The following is a 586-nucleotide window of genomic DNA, read 5'->3' on the forward strand; positions in this document are numbered from 1 at the left end:
AATTTCAGTTCCTGGTACTACTTCATAGCCAGTTGGTACTTGTAATGGAGTTTCTCCATTTCCGTTACCAATAGTTACGCTAGTTCCAGTCTTACCTGTTAAGGTTTGAGTTCCAACAGTGTTGCCATTATCTACAAAGACGATCTTTCTAGTTTGATCTGCCTTCTTGTAATCTACAGTTACAGTAATGTCATTTACTGGAGTTCCATCACTCAAACCACTTACTGAAGCTACGTAATCTTTACCATCCTTGGTAGTGATTGTGCCACCTGTAATAGTTCTAGTGTAACCTGCTGCACTTGGAATTTCTAATTCTGGGAAGCTAGTTGCACCATCTGTCATGTTTGAAGTCCAGTCAGTGTAAGTTACCTCACCAGTTGCTTCATTAGTGGTCTTAATTCTGTAGAATGCAAGAGTTTGAGTAACAGTTTGTGGTGCTTGACCTTCAATATTTACTGTAATTGTTCTAGTTACTTCACGGTAAACATCTTTGTTGCCCTTATCATTACGTCCATCATCAGTATCCTTCTTAGCTTGTACTTGAACAGTAATGTCTGGGTTATCAGTTGCGTTAAATGGTACAGTC

General features: G+C 39.1%; 1 protein-coding gene. It reads right to left on the bottom strand.

Annotation, left to right across the window (positions count from 1 at the left end; all coding sequences use genetic code 11):
* The coding region (locus H5R88_RS01050; protein WP_182600059.1) for a mucin-binding protein at positions 1–586 on the bottom strand (586 nt) is incomplete at both ends.

Origin of the sequence: Limosilactobacillus agrestis, from assembly GCF_014145585.1 — a bacterium.
Classification (GTDB): Bacteria; Bacillota; Bacilli; order Lactobacillales; family Lactobacillaceae; genus Limosilactobacillus; species Limosilactobacillus agrestis.